15 protein-coding genes are annotated in these 15,744 nt (G+C 32.8%); 4 read left to right on the top strand and 11 right to left on the bottom strand.

The window, feature by feature from the left end; all coding sequences use genetic code 11:
• Positions 1–195: 195 nt before the first annotated feature.
• The gene (gene uvrA / locus INR76_RS11705; protein ID WP_223108150.1) at positions 196–2,973 is read right to left on the bottom strand and encodes an excinuclease ABC subunit UvrA; all 2,778 of its coding nucleotides are present in this window, start codon (positions 2,971–2,973) and stop codon (positions 196–198) included.
• Positions 2,974–3,230: 257 nt separating this feature from the next.
• Between uvrA and INR76_RS11700 the strand changes: the two genes are divergently transcribed.
• Positions 3,231–3,815, top strand: coding sequence for an RNA polymerase sigma factor (locus tag INR76_RS11700; RefSeq protein WP_223108149.1), 585 nt, complete (start codon positions 3,231–3,233; stop codon positions 3,813–3,815).
• 248 nt (positions 3,816–4,063) lie between these two features.
• Here the strand turns inward: INR76_RS11700 and nth are convergent, their stop codons facing one another.
• Complete coding sequence (gene nth / locus INR76_RS11695; RefSeq protein WP_223108148.1) at positions 4,064–4,723, bottom strand: endonuclease III; 660 nt, start codon at positions 4,721–4,723, stop codon at positions 4,064–4,066.
• A gap of 29 nt (positions 4,724–4,752) precedes the next feature.
• Between nth and bcp the strand changes: the two genes are divergently transcribed.
• Positions 4,753–5,205 carry a thioredoxin-dependent thiol peroxidase gene (gene bcp / locus INR76_RS11690; protein WP_223108147.1) on the top strand — a complete coding sequence of 151 codons (453 nt, stop codon included), beginning with the start codon at positions 4,753–4,755 and terminating at the stop codon, positions 5,203–5,205.
• 74 nt (positions 5,206–5,279) lie between these two features.
• On the opposite strand, the gene INR76_RS11685 is transcribed toward bcp, so the two are convergent.
• Positions 5,280–6,737, bottom strand: coding sequence for a TonB-dependent receptor (locus tag INR76_RS11685; RefSeq protein WP_223108146.1), 1,458 nt, complete (start codon positions 6,735–6,737; stop codon positions 5,280–5,282).
• Between the two features lie 83 nt (positions 6,738–6,820).
• On the opposite strand from INR76_RS11685, the gene INR76_RS11680 reads away from it, so the two are divergent.
• A complete protein-coding gene (locus tag INR76_RS11680) occupies positions 6,821–7,597 on the top strand; it encodes an MBL fold metallo-hydrolase (protein WP_223108145.1) in 777 nt (258 codons plus the stop codon).
• Positions 7,598–7,706: 109 nt separating this feature from the next.
• Positions 7,707–8,138, top strand: coding sequence for a hypothetical protein (locus INR76_RS11675; protein ID WP_223108144.1), 432 nt, complete (start codon positions 7,707–7,709; stop codon positions 8,136–8,138).
• 1 nt (position 8,139) lies between these two features.
• Here INR76_RS11675 and INR76_RS11670 read toward each other — a convergent pair whose 3' ends face one another.
• The 8 genes from INR76_RS11670 to INR76_RS11635 all read right to left on the bottom strand — a co-directional run bounded on the left by INR76_RS11670 (position 8,140) and on the right by INR76_RS11635 (position 15,627).
• The gene (locus INR76_RS11670; protein WP_223108143.1) at positions 8,140–8,799 is read right to left on the bottom strand and encodes an alpha/beta hydrolase; all 660 of its coding nucleotides are present in this window, start codon (positions 8,797–8,799) and stop codon (positions 8,140–8,142) included.
• Positions 8,800–8,879: 80 nt separating this feature from the next.
• Positions 8,880–9,215, bottom strand: a complete 336-nt coding sequence (locus INR76_RS11665; protein ID WP_223108142.1) for a hypothetical protein — start codon at positions 9,213–9,215, stop codon at positions 8,880–8,882.
• Positions 9,216–9,259: 44 nt separating this feature from the next.
• Entirely contained in the window at positions 9,260–9,577 is a 318-nt protein-coding gene (locus tag INR76_RS11660) for a hypothetical protein (protein WP_223108141.1), read from the bottom strand.
• On the bottom strand, positions 9,577–10,833 hold the full coding sequence (locus tag INR76_RS11655; RefSeq protein ID WP_223108140.1) for a dihydroorotase family protein: 1,257 nt from the start codon (positions 10,831–10,833) through the stop codon (positions 9,577–9,579). The genes INR76_RS11660 and INR76_RS11655 overlap by 1 nt, the downstream gene beginning before the upstream one ends.
• A 47-nt stretch (positions 10,834–10,880) precedes the next feature.
• Complete coding sequence (locus INR76_RS11650) at positions 10,881–12,803, bottom strand: BatA domain-containing protein (protein WP_223108139.1); 1,923 nt, start codon at positions 12,801–12,803, stop codon at positions 10,881–10,883.
• A 91-nt stretch (positions 12,804–12,894) separates the two neighbouring features.
• Positions 12,895–14,034, bottom strand: a complete 1,140-nt coding sequence (locus tag INR76_RS11645; protein ID WP_255592612.1) for an ATP-binding protein — start codon at positions 14,032–14,034, stop codon at positions 12,895–12,897.
• Positions 14,035–14,196: 162 nt separating this feature from the next.
• Positions 14,197–14,964, bottom strand: a complete 768-nt coding sequence (locus tag INR76_RS11640) for a TIGR02757 family protein (protein ID WP_223108137.1) — start codon at positions 14,962–14,964, stop codon at positions 14,197–14,199.
• Between the two features lie 3 nt (positions 14,965–14,967).
• Positions 14,968–15,627, bottom strand: a complete 660-nt coding sequence (locus INR76_RS11635; protein ID WP_223108136.1) for an ABC transporter ATP-binding protein — start codon at positions 15,625–15,627, stop codon at positions 14,968–14,970.
• Between the last annotated feature and the right edge of the window lie 117 nt (positions 15,628–15,744).

Here is a 15,744-nt window from a genome sequence, read left to right as displayed (position 1 = left end):
TTGTGTACGCTTTGAAAAATACAATCATCGTGCCAAACACGTAAAAGCCTTGTTTTTAGAAGGTTTAGGGTTAAAAAAAAACCCGATATCTAATAAAAGAGATCGGGTTTAAGAACTAAAAACTAATCGACTAAAAACCTACTGTCTATTTAGTAGCCTTTCAACGATTGTGCCAAAATTAAATGAGTAGTATTATTAAATTTTTTCTGAAAGATATTTTGCCGTGTAAGATTTGGTGTTTTTTACAATCTCTTCAGGGGTTCCTTCGGCAACTATAGTTCCGCCATTTTCACCTCCTTCTAGACCCAAATCAATGATGTAATCTGCGCATTTAACTAGATCCATATTATGTTCAACAACTATTACAGTATGTCCTTTTTCTAAAAGCGCATAAAACGAAGCCAATAATTTTTTAATATCGTGAAAATGCAATCCTGTCGTGGGTTCATCAAATATAAAAAGAGCTTTATCTTTTGTAGTTCCTTTTATTAAGAAAGAAGCCAATTTAATACGTTGTGCTTCACCTCCTGAAAGTGTAGAAGAACTTTGCCCCAACTGTACGTAACCTAAACCAACATCCTGAAGTGGTTTCAGTTTTTTTATAATCTTTTTTTCTTTGTGTTTTTTAAAAAAAGTAATGGCATCATCAACCGTCATTGTAAGGATATCGTCAATGTTTTTATCCTCAAAAGTAACTTCTAATATCTCTTTCTTGAATCGCTTTCCGTTACAAGTTTCACATTCTAGATGCACATCTGCCATAAATTGCATTTCTATAGTTACTTCGCCATCACCTTTACACGTTTCACAACGTCCACCATCAACATTAAAGCTGAAATGCTTTGCTTTGTAATTACGGATTTTTGATAATTTCTGCGAAGCAAAAAGATTTCGTATATCATCATATGCTTTAATATACGTGACAGGGTTACTTCTGCTAGAACGACCAATAGGGTTTTGATCAACAAACTCAATATTTTTTAAGCTGCTGAAATTTCCTTTTAACTCTGAAAACTGTCCCGGCTTCTCACCATAACCACCTATTTCTCGCAACATAGCAGGATATACTATTTTCTTCACCAGGGTACTTTTACCACTTCCTGAAACTCCTGTAACAGCAGTAAAAACTCCTAATGGAAATTGTGCATCAATGTTTTTTAAATTATTATGGCGCGCTCCAATAATTTGAATACTTTCTTTCCAGCTTCGGCGTGATTCTGGAACTTCAATTTCTAAACTTCCGTTGAGATATTTTGCTGTTAGTGAATTTGATTTTAAAATATCTTTAAAAGTACCGCTTGATACTACCTCGCCACCAAAAGTACCAGCCTCAGGACCAATATCAATAATTTCATCTGCAGCTTTCATGATATCTTCATCGTGTTCTACAACTATAACTGTATTGCCCAAATCGCGTAAGGATTTTAATACTTTTATGAGCCGTTCTGTATCTTTTGGGTGTAATCCAATACTTGGTTCATCAAGAATATACATAGACCCAACCAAGCTACTTCCTAATGAGGTGGCTAAGTTGATTCTTTGAGATTCACCTCCAGAAAGTGTGTTGCTTTTTCGATTTAATGTTAAATAGCTCAACCCTACGTCCATTAAAAACTGAAGTCGATTGTTTATTTCTAGCAATAATCGTTTAGATACATTTGTATCATATTCATTAAGCTCAAGATTTTTAAAAAATTTGGCTACTTTTTCTAAAGGAAGTTCTACCAATTCTTGAATGGCTTTTCCACCAACTTTAACATATCCAGCTTCTGGTCGTAATCTTTTTCCGTTACAAACGTTACATTTAGTTTTTCCGCGATAGCGAGATAACATAACGCGGTTTTGAATTTTATAACTTTTTGATTCTAAAAACGAAAAGAAATCATTTAATCCTTCAAAAAACTTATTTCCGTCCCATACCAATTGTTTTTGTTCTTCGGTAAGTTCAAACCATGGTTTATGTATAGGAAAATCAAACTTATAGGCATTATTAACCAATTGATCTCGATACCAGCCCATCGCGTCACCACGCCATGGAAAGATAGCATTTTCATAGATTGAGAGGGCTGTATTGGGAATAACCAAATCTTCATCAATACCAATTACATCGCCATAACCTTCACAATTGGGACATGCACCGTATGGGTTGTTAAAACTGAACAGATGCACGTTGGGTTCTAAAAAAGTCATTCCATCTGCTTCAAAGCGGTTGTTGAATTCTCTAATAGAATTATCACTTAGTTTCTCAATATACAATTCGCCTTTACCTTCATAAAAGGCCATTTCAACAGCATCTGCAAGGCGATTATAAAAATCTTCATCATCTTTTGTAATGATGCGGTCTACTACTAATTGTATATTTTTTGCAAAGTCTTTTTCTTTTAATTCATCTATACGAACAACAGCGTTGTTTTGCTTAACCCGGGCATATCCTTGCTGCGCTAAAGCTTGAATTTTATTTTTCATTGTGCGTCCTTCTTCCAAGTGGATAGGAGCGAGGAGAAGCATTTTTTCTCCTTCAGAAAAAGTTTTTATGTAGTTTATAACATCGGTTACTGTGTCTTTTTTTACTTCATTTCCTGAAATGGGAGAATATGTATGACCAATACGTGTATATAAAAGTTTTAAGTAATCATAAATTTCAGTAGACGTTCCGACAGTAGATCTAGGGTTGGTAGAGTTTACTTTTTGCTCAATAGCGATAGCGGGAGCAATACCTTTTATAGCATCAACCTTGGGTTTATCTAATCGTCCCAAAAATTGACGTGCATATGATGAGAGACTTTCTACATAACGGCGTTGTCCCTCTGCGTAGAGTGTATCAAAGGCTAGGCTAGATTTTCCACTTCCGGAAAGACCTGTGATAACAACCAATTTATTTCTAGGAATGGCAACATCAATATCTTTTAAATTGTGAAGTTTTGCTCCTTTAATGAGAATGTTTTTTTTGGTATCTAGAGTGTCTATATTCAAAATATATGGTTCTTTTTCAAGCTAAGATTTTGCAAAGATACTACATAGAAATGGGGAATACACATATGGGAATATTATAATTATTTTAGGAAAATTTTATATTTTATTTGCATTTCACGATTCTTTGTTGTTATATTTACGGCTCACAACGATAATTATAAAATTTATTGCCTATAGCATATTATTACTTTTTAGACTAAAAACATAACGGCTAAACAACCAACTAAAGGATAGTTGTTAACTTAAAAAGTATTGATATGAAACAAAACACCCATACGGATGCAGTATTGGTTAGTGCTTATATAAATGGCGATGAATCAGCACTTTGCCACCTAATTACGCGTCACAAACAAAGAATCTACAGTTTTATTTATTCAAAAGTCTATAGTAAAGATATCACCGAAGATATTTTTCAGGACACTTTCATTAAAGTTATCAAATCATTAAAAAGAGGTAAGTACAATGAAGAAGGTAAATTTCTTCCTTGGGTAATGCGTATAGCTCATAATTTGGTTATTGATTATTTCAGAAAGAATAATAGAATGCCAAAATTTGAAAATAAAGATGATTTCAACATTTTTTCTGTACTATCAGACGGATCATTAAACGCTGAAAAACAAATTATTAAAGGTCAAGTAGAAAGTGATGTAAGAAGATTAATTGAAGAGTTGCCTGAAGACCAGAAAGAAGTACTAATCATGCGTATTTACAAAGAAATGAGCTTTAAGGAAATTAGTGTACAAACAGATGTTAGTATCAATACTGCTTTGGGAAGAATGCGGTATGCTTTAATTAATTTACGCAAAGTAATTGATAAACACAATATTGTATTGACAAATTGATACAATAAACTATTTTTTGTAACGTTATTAGAGAACATTAACCTCAAAATAACAGTCTATGCAAAAAATGTACTCTAAAACCTCACAGCCGGAGCGAGTGAATAAAATGGCTCCAAAGGATGAAACCATTAAGTTTCTTCTGGATTATTCGAAGGCTTTAAGTGTTATAGATTATAATAAATTGAAGTTTGAAGCACTTCTAAACTAAACTTTGTTAAGTACCCCGAATTTATTTTCGGGGTTTTTTTTTATTTCTTTTTCTTCTTGAAATACTCATTCAACACACTTTTTCTTCCAATTTTCTTGGTAATAATATCTTTCTCCAAGTTCCAACCGCGAGCTGGTGAATAATGCCTACCATACCAAATGATTTGTAGATGTAAATCATTCCATAAATCTTTAGGAAATAGCCTTTTGGCATCTTTTTCAGTTTGTGTTACATTTTTGCCGGTAGTTAAGCCCCATCTGTATAGTAATCTATGAATATGAGTATCAACCGGAAAAGCAGGAACATTAAAGGCTTGAGCCATAACTACACTTGCTGTTTTATGTCCTACGGCTGGTAACGACTCTAATGCATCAAAATCTGCAGGGACTTTTCCATTGTATTTTTCAATTAAAATTTCAGAAAGACCGTGAATGCCCTTTGATTTCATGGGAGATAGTCCAACCGGTTTTATTATTTCTCGAATTTCTTCTATAGAAAGTTTAACCATATCATAAGGATTATCTGCTATTTCAAAAAGAATAGGAGTGGTTTTATTCACGCGAACGTCTGTACTTTGAGCAGATAACAGAACAGCAATTAAAAGAGTGTAGGGGTCTTTATGGTCTAATGGAATAGGGATTTGAGGATATAATTCTTGAAGTGTTTTAATAACAAAGGTTACCTTTTCCTGTTTCGTCATTTTTCTGTAATTTTAAACAAAAATAGCAAATGAAAATGTTACAAGAAGGAGACAAAGTCCCAAATTTTACAGTAAATAACGAACAAGGAAATCCTGTATCTTTAAATGATTATAAAGGTCATAAACTGGTAGTTTTTTTCTATCCAAAGGCCAATACGCCTGGTTGTACAAAAGAGGCGTGTAATCTTCGTGATAATTATGAAGAGTTACAAAATAAGGGGTATAAACTTTTAGGTGTAAGTGCAGATTCAGAACGTAAACAGAAAAACTTTAAAGAAAAGTATGATTTCCCTTTTCCATTACTTGCAGATGAAAATAAAGAAGTGATTAATGCTTTTGGTGTTTGGGGACCAAAAAAGTTTATGGGTAAAGAATATGATGGTATTCATAGAACTACCTTTATTGTTGATGAAGAAGGAAAAGTTGAGCGTGTTATAGCAAAGGTAAAGACCAAAGATCACGCGGCACAAATTTTAGAATAAATTATAGTAACTGCATATAATAAAAAAAGGGTTGGTTTTTTAAACCAACCCTTTTTTTATTATATGAATAGATTTTAATCTTTATTTGCTATTTTTCTGTTTTGATGATAATTGAATAACTCTTTTTCATGAATTATTTCAGCAACACCAGGGGGAAGCATTTCTTCCCAACTTTCTTCGCCTTTTTCTATCATCTCTAATACTTCGCGTGAGAAAATATTTAAAATATCTGGGTTAAAGTCTTTTATGTCTACAACCTTACCGTTGTATTTAAAGAATTTATACAGCTCTTTCATACGAGGGTGAACTTTTAAGTTTTCACTTGTAGTATACTCACCTGTTTCAGCATCACGCATAGGGTAGAGGTAAACCTTTAAATCTTTAAAAAAGAGTTTACCAAACGCTTCTAAGATACCACCACTTAAGTGACGATAGTATTTTTCATCAAAAATATCTACAAGGTTGTTTACACCCATCGCTAAGCCTAAGCGCATTTTAGTATATCTAGAGAAGTACTCAACGAGCTTATAATATTCTTGAAAATTGGATATCATAACCGTATGTCCTAAGGAACATAGCAGTTTTGCTCTATCCATAAAGTCTTCTTCATCAATTTCTCCTTCGGCTCGTAAGTTTGATAGAGTAATTTCAAAAATGACTTCGGTACGTTCTTTTTCTACCTTTTTTTCTTTTAGAAACATTTCATATGAATTTTCATACATATCAATGTTTACTTTGGTTACGGGTCTAAAACTTCCGCGTAGCGCTAAAATATTTTTTTTGTAAAGTATTCTTGCTGGTAATAAATTGTTACCGTCTGGGCCAAACATAATAGCTTCGGTCATACCGTTTTTAATAAGCTGTAAGCTCATCAAGCGGTTGTCTACTTTTTCAAATTTTGGTCCTGAAAAATTAATAGTATCAATTTCTATTTTGTCTTTATCAATATGATCGTATAAATAGCGTAGTAGCTTTTTGGGAGTGTCATATTTGTAATATGCACCATAGATTAAGTTTACACCTAAAATTCCAAGAGTTATTTGTTGAAGTAAGGCTTCATTCTCATGAAAGCGCACGTGTAACAAAATTTCATTATAATCTTCATTAGGATCAACTTGATACCGAATTCCTACCCATCCATGACCTTTATATTTTTTAGCAAAATCAATTGTAGCTACGGTATTTGCGTATGCAAAAAAGAGTTTGTTAGGGTGTTTTTTTCTAGCAATACGTTGCTCAATAAGGTCTATCTCGTGTGATAGCATTTTTTTAAGTCGTGATTCGGTCACATACCTTCCGTCTTCTTCTTCGCCATAGATTGCATCGCTAAAGTCTTTATCATAGGCTGACATTGTCTTTGCGATTGTACCAGACGCGCCGCCTGCTCTAAAGAAATTTCTAACGGTTTCTTGACCAGCACCTATTTCGGCAAATGTTCCGTAAATATTTTCATTCAAATTTATTCGAAGTGCTTTACTTCGAATAGAAGGAATATTTTCAAATTCTTTATCCCCTAAAATAGTATCTGGCATAGTCTCCTTTTATTAATTAACCGCTTTAACAAAGGTAAGAAATACCATAGCTATTCAAAAAAAATACTGTTATTTTTGTGTGAATGAATACAGACTTTACCGTAACATTTTTAGGCACCGGAACTTCTCAGGGTGTCCCAGTAATAGGAAGCGATCACCCGGTTTGTAAAAGTACTGATCCTAAGGATAAACGTCTTAGAGTTTCAGTGCTATTACAATGGAATAATAATAATTATGTGATAGACTGCGGGCCAGATTTTAGATACCAAATGTTAAGAGAGAACGTTACACACCTTGATGGTATATTGCTAACTCACGAACACAGTGATCATACTGCCGGGATTGATGATATTCGTCCGTTTTACTTTAAGCAAGGAAACATTCCATTTTATGCTCATAAACGTGTTTTTGATTCGTTACATGACAGGTTTGCTTATATTTTTGAAATTGAAAATAAATACCCTGGTGCGCCTACACTTGATGAAATTGAAATTGATAAAACCACTTCTTTTACGATAGCAGATAAAAAGGTAATTCCTGTTGAAGCCATGCATAACAATCTTCCGGTTTTGGGGTTTTATCTTGATGGTTTTACCTATTTAACCGATGTGAAAACGATTGCTGAAGAGGAAATTAAAAAGATAAAGAATTCAAAAGTTTTGGTGATTAATGCGTTACGTGAAGAAGAACATTACTCACATTTTAATCTAAAAGAAGCACTTGATTTTATTGAAATGGTTAATCCTGAACGCGCTTATTTAACACACATAAGCCACCTTATGGGTTTTCATGAAGAAGTTTCAAAAAAACTACCAGAACACGTGTTTTTAGCCTACGACGGACTAAAAGTAAAAATATAAATAGAATATTAATTTTTTTAAATCACCCGTATTTAGGGACTTTACTATGAGAAAGCATATATTTATGTACTTATTCTTTTTTGCTGTTTTACTTATCATATTTCAGTATATGAATGAGAAACAAATCTATGAATCACAGCAAGACGATATTACTTTTCTGAAAAATAAACTTGAAAAGACAGAAGTACTGAATGACTCATTGTCAAATCAAATTATGGAAGTTAATTACTTTACCTTACAAGGCAATGACAATGCAATGACTTATTTTGAAAATATGGGATATGAAGCTGCCGATGTTGAAAATAGCGTACGAGAGTACATTTATGATTTAAATGGAGAGGCTGGTAAAAACCCCATTGTTCCTTATGATGGTATAGAAGGAAGAATGAAAATTAATAAGGTAAAATTTTTAAATCATCGTTGGGTGGCGGCAGATTTTACAGACGGAATCTATTGGGGTGAAATGATATTAGAATACTACATCAATAACGACGATAGTATTGATTTAAAAGTTATTGGTTCTCTTTTATACGGAAAATAACCTAAGTATGTTTTTGAAGCCAATCTTTTAATTCCTGAAAATTTTGAGGGGCAACACCGTGCCCTACAGGAAATTCAGAATAACTGGTTTTAATGTTTAGGTTTTCTAAAAAAGGTTTTGTTTTACGAGCCCAATCTACCGGGATTACTTGATCTACACTTCCGTGTGATGTATAAACGTTTAATGTACTGAAATCATTCTCAGTATATCCTTTTTTCAGTATATCTTCATTGATATAACCACTCAAACCAATTACATTTTTTACTTTATGAGGATAGCTTAATGCTACGGCAAAACTTAAAATAGTTCCTTGACTAAAACCCAGTAGTGTAACTTGATTTTTATCAATGTTGTAGTTTTCGATAATTTCGTCAATACAGTTTGCAATTAGATCACGAGAGGCAATTGCTTGATCTGTATCACTAAATTTCCCATCGGTATTGTCAAAATAAATATTATACCAGGCATTTCCGTAGGGTTGCATAGGTATAGGAGCTTTTAATGAAATTACAGAGTATGTATCAGGTAATTCTCCTGCAAATGAAAATAAATCATTCTCATCACTTCCAAAGCCGTGAAGCATAATAATAGCAGGATGTTTTTCTGAAGTATTTTTAGCCGGTTTAAAGTTATGCTGTAACTGTAATTTTTGCTTTTCCATAGAATACAAAAATAAAAAAAGCCACTTTTATACGAAAGCTATCTGTACAAAAGTGGTAAGTAATATATATTAACTGAAGTTTACCCAATACCGGCAAACCATTCTTGAAACTTATCGCCAATGAGTGGTATCGGCTTTTTTTCTGCTTGAATTGCAGATAATAACCCTAAAACCCAAAGAACTATCATACCTAATTGAATAATAATACCAAGAATATAAATGTCAAGAAGCATATTGAGTACTGATAATGCAAGCCCTAAAAGAATTAAACCCAGCATTTGTCTTATATGAAAAGCACCAAGTTCAGTTTTATTATTATTATGCATTATCAATGCAATTACCCAACCTATAATAGTAAGATAAGAAATAATAGCAATGGACTTGCCATTGTCTTTTGTAGTATTGAATGATTCCATTTGATTTATCGATTAAAATTTCCTATCTCATAAAGATAGTGCATCTAATCTAAAAATGTGAACCACTCTTGAAATTTATCACTGAAGTAAGGAATGGCCTGCTTTTTATTTAAAATTGCCATTATCAAAGAAAAAACCCAAAGCACAAAAGCAATAAGCCATAAAATTTCACCAAAAAGTAAATCTACATAAGCCTGTGTCACTTGCGAAATTATAAGCAGTAACAAGAGCCCAAACATATTTTTAATATGCCATGTTGTAAACTCGTGCTTATTATCTTTATTAATAAAAAATGCAATGAGTGTTCCTACAAATGTCATGTAGGCAATAATTGCTTTGGTTTTGGCAGATAAGTTCTCCATTATTTTTTCAGCACTAGTTTGTTATTAGCAAAAACACCGTAGGCTTTTCCTTTAAGTTTTTGATTGATAAAAGCTGCATTTTTTGAGGTTGAAATAATATCTTTTTCTGCAAAAGTCCACGCTACATCTGGATTAAAGAAGGTAATGTTGGCTCGATTGCCTTCTTCAATTGTTTCAAAAGGTATATTAAAGCGTTCTTTAAGGTTGCTTAAAGCAGATATAGCAATTTCTGTAGGCAATAGGCTCTGTAAGGCACCAAAACAACTTTCCAAACCAATACTACCAAATTTCGCATGGTCAAATTCAGTTTTTTTGTTTTCAATATCAATAGGGTTGTGGTCACTTGTTACCCCATCAATAACACCTTCTTTTAGAGCTTTTAGTAAGGCTTTTGTATCTTCTTTAGTTCGCAACGGTGGCAGGAGTTTATATTGAGTTTCAAACCCTTCAAGTAAATCATCGGTTAAGAATAAATTTGATACAGCTACACTACACGTAACATCTAGTCCTTGCTTTTTTGCCTCTTTAATGAGTTGAACTGATTTTTTGGTAGAAATTGTCGGGATATGTAATTTTCCTCCAGTGTATTCTAAAATATAAAGATCACGAGCTACTTGTAATTCTTCAGAAAAAGAAGGAATACCTTTTAACCCCAGCTTTGTACTATTTACACCCTCATTCATCATACCGTTTTTTGAAACTGAAACATCTAGCGGAAAGCTTTGAACAAGACCGTCAAAATTTTGAGCGTATTGCAATGCTATTTTTAATAAATTGGCATTGGTAATGGGTTTTTTATAATCATAAAATGAAACAGCGCCTTCACTGTGCATATCAAATAATTCGGCCAAATCTTTACTTTCACTTTTTACAGTCAAAGCCCCAATAGGGTAGAGTGATACAGCATTATTTTTAGCTTGTGATGTTAAAAACTGAATTGTTGATTTGCTGTCGGTAACCGGAAGCAAATTTGCATTTAAGGCTATGTTGGTAAAACCACTTTCGGCAGCTGTTTTAAGTCCATTATCAATAGTTTCTCGCTCTTCATAACCCGGTTCACCAAAGGATACACTACTATCGAACCATCCTTGAGAAATATGCAAATTTTCTAAGCTTATTTCTTTTACATTGTTGTGGGTGTTTATACTTGCAGCAATTTTTTTAATAACCCCTTTCTCTATAAGTATATCCCTTTTTGTATTGTGATGCGCACTTTGAGGATCTATTATGGTTGCAGATTTTATAAGTATATCCATCGGTTTTTTATTGTGTTAAAGGCGGTTTTTGGTTTACTCCTTCAGTATTATTTAATAAATTTTAATACTAGCATTTCTAGTATTAGAAATAGTATAGCAAAAATAAGAAACCATTTCCAAAAGCTATTAATATTATTTTGTTCTTGTATATCGTCCAAAAGTGAAGCAATAGAAGTTGTAGTTGTTACTCCTTCCCAATTATCAATAGTTATATATTGCAAGTTACTTTCGGCGCGGTTGTAATTGTAACTTATTTTTGACACAGCTTCGTTTTTGTTTGTTATTGTATATATTCCGGCATTAGAAGGCTCTTCAGTAGTAGTAATGGTTACTTTATTTGCTTTTGTTTGTTGAAGTGGTATAAAAGCTGTTGCGCTATCTTTAATTTCTAGAATTTGATCTTCCATTAATTGAACCGGTACATCAAAAGAGTTTTGTACATCAATTGTGTAATATAATTTTGGCAAAGCCAAGCTCTGCAATGCCATATTATACAGTGTAGGAACTATCAATGGTGAACTTTGAAAATTTGCATTTTCAGTGTTTATAGGAGCGCTAAAAGCATAGGTGTTATTCTTCTGAAATATAAATGGATTACCGTCTTCAAATTTTAAGACTGCTCTTGCATTTGTAGCAGTTTGATAATAAGATTGTACAGTTGGATATTGAAAATTAACAACTTGTTTTTCAAATACATCTTGATATAACGGATGGTCAAAAACAATTTGAGTAATCTGCTTTTCTGTAGAAATTTTATTGGTAAAACGTCCCATTCCCAAATTGGTCAGCAAGTTGTTATAATCATCAAGTTTAGCATTTGGAGAGGGGATAAGTACCATTGTTCCGCCTGCATTTGTAAAAGATTGTATGGCACTAGTCAATGATGCTGGAATGGCTGTAAGCTCATTAAGGATGATAAAATCTTGATTGGGAATTTCATTATAGCTTAATGTATTTTGAGTTTGTTGTGTAAACTCAAATTCATCCTGATTAAACAAGCGCTCTAAATAACCAGATTCTGCTTCGTTAATGGCCAAAACTTTTATCTTTTTTGGTGAATTAATGCTGAAATACAACTTATTATCATAAATTAAATTTGCATCCATTAATTCTAGAGTACCATTAAATTCAGATGTGTTTTCAATGTCAAAAGTTGCTGAATTTTCATTAGAATTTGAAAAATCTATGGCCGTTTTTGCAACTAAATCTGAATTTTTATACAGTGATAGCGCAACACCTTCAGGAGTATTTCCGGTAGCAGAAACAAGTGCCTTAAGTTGAATGTTTTTCCCGGTTTTTGAAGCAATAAAAACCGAATCTATTGAAATATTATTTGTGTTTACTGGTTGTAATGCAACAGTGTTTATTGTCACATTTTCAGGTATTTCAGGGAAACGTTCTTGTTGCTGAAAATCTGAGACAAGAATCAGCCTTTTTTCTGAAGCATTTGAAGGTGAAAAAAGTTGATTGGCTTTTAGTACAACTTCAGAAAGTGCTAATTGATTTGAAGAATAATCAACTGAAAGTATTTCACTTTTAAAATCTTGAACTGAAACATTTTTTCTAGTTTCAGTGTTGGTAAACCAACTTAGCGTTTCAGCGTCTATTTTAAGTTCATACAAATCTTGTAAAGCTCTAGTAAGCAAAGGACCATTGGCACCTTTAGCTTGCAAACTAAAAGAGTTATCAATATAGATTACTGTTTCTTTTTCTGTGTTTAAAGCAGTTTTTGTAGCGGTAAAAGGCTGTGCAAATGCTATAATAATACAAGCAAGTGCTAGAAGTCGCAATAAAAGTGTAATCCATTTTTTAAGTTGAGAGCTTTTACGCGTTTGTATGGTCACTTTTTTTAAGAAAGCAACATTTGTAAAATCAACTTTTTTAAAACGCCGAAGCTGAAAAAGATGAATTAATATAGGAATAAGCAGTAAAAATAGGGCGTAAAGAAGTTCTGGATGTTTAAACTGCATTCTATAAATTATTGTTCAAATATATAAAATGCATCCTAAAAACACGCTATTTCTTTTGGGTAATGAATTTTAAAAAATTCAACTTAAAAAGTTACAAACACTCAATTGAAAACTCAAAGGTTGTACCTTCTCCTATTTTTGAAGAAACTGTAATATCGCCACCCAAATTGGTCACAAGTTTTTTCACAGTTGATAAACCTATCCCGTTTCCTTTTTTACCATTTCTATCTAAAGTTCCTACTGTTTTAAATAATTCAAAAACTTCAGTAAGTTTTTCTTTGGGAATCCCAACACCATTATCTGAAACACTTATGTAAAGCATTCCGTCTTTTTTGTAACATTTAATATCAATAACAATTTTATCTTTATCATTGTACTTCAATGAGTTACCGATAAGGTTTATTAATATTTGCTCTAGTGCAACTCTATTACAAGATACTTCAAGGTTTTTCTCGGGTAGATTTAATTCACAATCAACGCTTATGTTTAATAACTCAACAATCTCTTCAAAAAGGTGATGGGTATCAAACTCTTCATATGATTTTTCAACCGTTTTATCACTTTCATAATGTTCTAGTAATCCTGTAATGTATTCACTAAGTGTAAAAGAAGATTGTTTTAGGTAATCTAAATATTCTTGCCCTTGTTCATCTATAAATTGACTGTATTTTTTCTTCAAAATATCTGAAGTAACAATCATATTTGCCAATGGCATTTTCATATCATGAGAAATGATTCCGGCAAAATTTTTAAGTTGTTCGTTGTTTTCTTTTAGCTCAGCTTGAAGTTTTTGTAATGTAAAATTTTTCTTTCTCTCTTCAAGAAGATTTATTACTTGTGACGCTAGTGCTTTTAATGCGTGAATTTGTTTGTCATTCAACTCTCTAGGTTGTGTGTCAAAAACACATAAAGTACCCAATGCGTAGCCCTCGTGATTGTACAAGGTAACTCCCGCATAAAACCGCACTTTTTGATCATTTACAATTGGGTTGTCATGAAATCGATCATCTTTATGAGTGTCTGGCACAATAAAAATATCGGCATCATCTACAATAGCATGACCGCAAAATGAAATATCTCTAGGTGATTCTGTAATATCTATACCGTGATGTGACTTTATAAAATTTCGGTCAGCATCCATTAAGGTAATAAGAGATATAGGCGTGTCGCAAATACTCGCCGTCAAAGTAGTAATCGTGTCAAAATCCTTTTCTGGAAGGGTATCCAGCATTTGATAGGAATTTAACGATTTAAGGCGTTCCTGTTCATTTCCAGGAATAGCTGGTGTAATCAAATTTAGTTCCTCCTATGGTTTTAAAAAACCAGTTTTAGTTAAGTTGTTGTTTTGTAAAGCTACAATTTTTTTGACAAAATAAAGAACAAATTACATTAATTAGAAAGCTTCAAAAACACCTAGGCCAAATAAGGCAAAATCATACTTTACAGGATCTTTAGCATCTAGTTTTCTAAGTGATTTGTCTAATTCTTCTACAGCTTTGGCGTCATTCTGTTTTCGTTTTAATAAAGAAAGACTTCTTGCCACTCTGCCACTATGCACATCTAGCGGACATGATAATTGAGAAGCAGATAAGCTTTTCCAAATACCAAAATCAACACCGGTACTATCGTTACGCACCATCCAGCGTAAAAACATATTGATGCGTTTTGCTGCAGAATTTTTTAACGGATCACTTACGTGTTTTTCAGTACGTTTTAAATGTGGTAAACTGAAAAATACTTTTTTGAAATGATGAATTGCCGGTTGTAGATTTTCTTCTTCAGAAAAGGTTGAAAAAACACCTTCCAGACCGTTATGGTTTTTATAAATATGCTGTAATGCTTTTATAAAATAAATTAAATCATACCCGTTAAATGTACGATGAACAAAGGTTTTTAGGTTTTCAGCATCTTTTTCTTCAGAAAAATGAGTAACAAAATCATAGGGTGCTTGCCCCATCAATTGCATTAATCTAGTACCATTTTTTATAATACTTTTTCTATTGCCCCAAGCAATAGTTGCGACTAGGAAAGCAGCAATTTCTATATCTTCTTTTTTAGAAAATTGATGCGGAATTTGTATAGGATCACTTTCAATAAAGAGAGGTTGATTGTAGTAAGCAGCTTTTTCGTCTAAAAATCTTTTTAATTCTGCTTTTCGCATAAACTATCGTAAAATTTTTCCGTCTTGCATTTCAAGTTTACGGTCTGCCATTTCGGCCAATTCCTCATTATGAGTAACAATTACAAACGTTTGACCAAACTCATCCCGAAGCTTGAAAAATAAATTATGTAAGTTTTCTGCACTTTCTGTATCTAGATTTCCACTAGGCTCATCGGCCAGAATAATTGCCGGATTGTTGATTAACGCTCTTGCTACTGCAACACGTTGTTGCTCACCGCCAGAAAGCTCATTGGGTTTATGGTTTATCCTATCACTGAGCCCAAGAAAAGAAAGGAGTTCTTTGGCTCTTTTTTCGGCTTCGGTTTTGGGTGTTTTTTTTATAAAGGCAGGTATACAAACATTCTCTAAGGCTGTAAACTCGGGTAGTAATTGGTGAAACTGAAAAATAAAACCTAAATTTTCATTTCTGAATTTTGCCAATTCTTTTCGTTTCAACGTTTTTACATTTACGTTGTTGATATGAAGTGTGCCTTCATTTTTTTCTGAAGTGTCCAACGTTCCTAAAATTTGCAACAAGGTAGTTTTACCTGCTCCCGAAGCTCCTACAATAGAAACAATTTCTCCTTTTTTTATGTGAAGATCAACTCCTTTAAGAACGTGGAGTTCATCATAATATTTATGTAAGTTTTCAGCTTTAATCATGACAATACTATCAAAACGTGAAAGTACACTTTTGCTTATAGAAACGCAATAAATCTTTGTAAGAAAGCTATAAGAAGCCCTTTACTTACTCTATGGATTAATTATTTGTTAAAAAGT

The sequence above is a fragment of the Marixanthomonas sp. SCSIO 43207 genome (genome assembly GCF_019904255.1).
Lineage (GTDB): Bacteria > Bacteroidota > Bacteroidia > Flavobacteriales > Flavobacteriaceae > Marixanthomonas.
Note: the sequence above shows the minus strand (reverse complement) of the source record. Positions and strands in the feature narration are given on the sequence as shown.